The sequence below is a fragment of the Methylobacterium sp. WL103 genome, assembly GCF_008039885.1.
Classification (GTDB): domain Bacteria; phylum Pseudomonadota; class Alphaproteobacteria; order Rhizobiales; family Beijerinckiaceae; genus Methylobacterium; species Methylobacterium cerastii.
On the sequence record NZ_VRUX01000587.1, the window covers coordinates 1 to 2,577 of the forward strand.

General features: G+C 73.6%; 3 protein-coding genes. All 3 read right to left on the reverse strand.

Annotated elements, in window-relative coordinates:
• On the reverse strand, positions 1 to 673 hold a 673-nt coding region (locus FV222_RS22735; RefSeq protein ID WP_147815705.1), incomplete at its 3' end, for a RimK family alpha-L-glutamate ligase.
• A gap of 253 nt (positions 674 to 926) precedes the next feature.
• Positions 927 to 1,895, reverse strand: coding sequence for a methenyltetrahydromethanopterin cyclohydrolase (gene mch, locus FV222_RS22740; RefSeq protein ID WP_147815703.1), 969 nt, complete (start codon positions 1,893 to 1,895; stop codon positions 927 to 929).
• Positions 1,831 to 2,577 (reverse strand): ATP-grasp domain-containing protein (locus FV222_RS22745; protein WP_147815704.1); only part of this gene is annotated, 747 nt, incomplete at its 5' end. The genes mch and FV222_RS22745, both read right to left, overlap by 65 nt.

A 2,577-nucleotide genomic window follows, 5' to 3' on the forward strand; every position in this document is an offset into this window, starting at 1 on the left:
TAGCCGAGGGCAGCGGCCGGCCCCCGAGGTGGACGTTGGTGATCCAGCCGTCGCCCTCGCGGATCATCCCGGCGATGGCGCGACCTTCGCACACGAACACCCGGTAGTCGCGCCACAGCCCGTCGCTGCGGGGGACGTAGCGCTGGAGGTAGTAGACCCGCGAGACCGCATCCTCCGCCGGCAGGTCGTCGGGCCGCTCGATGAGCTGCAAGCCCTCCCCTTGCGAGCCGAACAGCGGCTTCAGCACCAGGGGACGGCCGGGACCGGCCTCGCGCGCGACCACTTCGGCGGCGGCGGCGCGCTTGGAGACCACGAAGGTGTCGGGCGTCGGCAGGCCGGCGCGGGCGATCATCAGGCTGGTCGCCGCCTTGTCGACGGAGCGCTCGATCGCGACGGGGCCGTTCCAGACGGTGACGCCGGCCGCGACGAGCGCATGCAGCACGCCGAGGCGCATCGTCGTGGCCTCGAAGGTGCCGCCGGCGATCGTCCGCAGCAACACGCCGTCGGGCAGGGTCTCCGGGAAGCCCGGTACCCGCAGCGGTTCGCCGCCGCCGGTGACGATCGCCACGTCGGCGAGCGAGAACAGCACCGGCTCGACCCCCTGGGCGCGAAGCGCCGCCAGGAGCCGGGCCTTGTGCCAATTGCCGTTGTCGGCCGCGAGCGCGATGCGCATGCTGTCGTTCACCCTAACGATGGTCCAGGCCGCCGGCTCCGCCGACCCGCAGCGCCCTCACGCTCCACGCCGTCATCCCGGGGCCGCGAAGCGGAGCCCGGGATCCAGAGCCGCCGACGGCACCCGAGCTTGCCGCCTCGGCGGATCTGGATTCCGGGCTCGCCTGCGGCGCCCCGGAATGACGGTGGCGGGGAAACCCAGGCAGAGGCGTAGGCAAGGGCCACCGTTTCGAGAAAGCCGGCCTCGTCCGATGCTACGAGAACGACGCCTCGACCAGCTCCGGCATCAGCTTGCCGCCGCGGAAGGTGGCGCCGGTGCGGATCGAGGTGACGATCGCCTCGGCCGGCGAGAACAGCGCGCCGTCGATCTTGTAGAAGTCGCCGTTCACCCGCGAGAAGATGTCGGCGAAGGGCGCGCCGTGGTCGCTCGACGTGGTCGAGGGCAGCTGCTCGGCGAGCTGCTTGGCCTCCGCGTCGTCGGCGTCGACGTAGAGCTGGACGCGGCCGCCGTAGATGATCGCGTCGTTGGTGCGGCCCATCGCCTTGATGAAGTCCGGGTGCTGCGGCGAGAGCGGGGCCGAGCCGATGCCGTCGACGATCCGGTGCAGGTCGAACCCGACCGTGTGCGCCTTGTGCAGGGCGACCTCGAGGACGCGGGCGACGACCTGGGTCGCGCCGGCGAGGCTCTGGGTCGGCGCGAAGATGAAGGTCAGGTCCTCCGGCCGCAGGGAGCACGCTTCGGCGACTTTCGCGACGACGCTCGCGGGCGGGCCGCCGGCGGCTTCGAGCACCAGGGCCGTCTTCGCGGCGGTGTCGCGATAGCCGAGCTCCTTGTAGAGGTCCTCGACCACGGCGACGGCGCGGCCCGGGCCGGAGCCCAGGGCGAAGAAGCCGGAATCGCCGTCCTCGTCGGCGAGCGACCAGCCGGCATACTGGCTGCCGAGGCAGGCCAGCACCGGGTCGGTCGCGTGCACCACCACCGAGTACGGCCAGGACGGGATCGGGCCCGACGGGCTGATCGAGACGGTGCCGAGGCCGCCGAGGCAGATCTCGGCGATACGGCGGCCGGCCTCGATCGAGCCGCGCGCGGAGGCGCCGGCGTCGACCATGCGCGCGCCGCCGGGCTCTTGCGTGACCGACAGGCGCAGCACGTCGGCGTCAGCGACGAAGCGCTCCACCAGGGGCGTTGCGAGGGCGTTCAGGCTCGGCTGGTTGGTGCTCATGTGTTTCCTCCTCGGACAGCCGGTCGCGCAAGCTGGCGATCCGGGTCCACAATTCTTGTCGTGCCGCCGGCCCGTCCGGCCCCCCCGCCAGGACGGTGCAGAGCGGTGCGTCCCGCGTCACGCGTGTACCGGCGCGGGGCCGGTCCCGCACGTGGTCCGGCCAGGCGACCGCCGGGATGACGGCGTGATCCCGCGCCGCGTAACAGATCTGGGACGCCGCCGCATCCTCCGGGGCGGGTCCGAGGGCGGGCGCCTCTCCGAGGCAGGCCGCGACGTGGGCGCCAAGCAGCGGCACGCCGCGGCGGTCGAGGACGTCGAGGGTGGCGCCGGGGCGCGGGTTAATCTCGGTCAGCCACCAGCTTGTGCCGTCGGACAGGAGGTCGGCGCTGGCGAGGCCGCGCAGACCGGTCGCGCGGACGAGGCGCCCGGCCGCCTCCACGATCGCCGAGACGATCGCAGGAGGGAGCGGCGACGCCTCGTCCCGTCCCGGCGCCAGCGCGCCGGCGTAGCGGTAGGGGCGCAGGGGCGAGGCTGCGCTCCACTGTTCGGTGAGCGCGAGGACGCGGACCTCGGACGCGTCGGCGAGAAAATTCAGGGCGAAGGCCCGCCCCGGCACCCGCGCCTGGAAATACGCGCCCGGCGGGGCCGGCCCGCGGGTCGCGGCCCGGATGTGGCCCCCGCC

Bases quoted from the DNA above. Each gene is read 5' to 3' on its own strand.
- mch (WP_147815703.1), bottom strand. From the start codon at position 1,895: ATGAGCACCAACCAGCCGAGCCTGAACGCCCTCGCAACGCCCCTGGTG.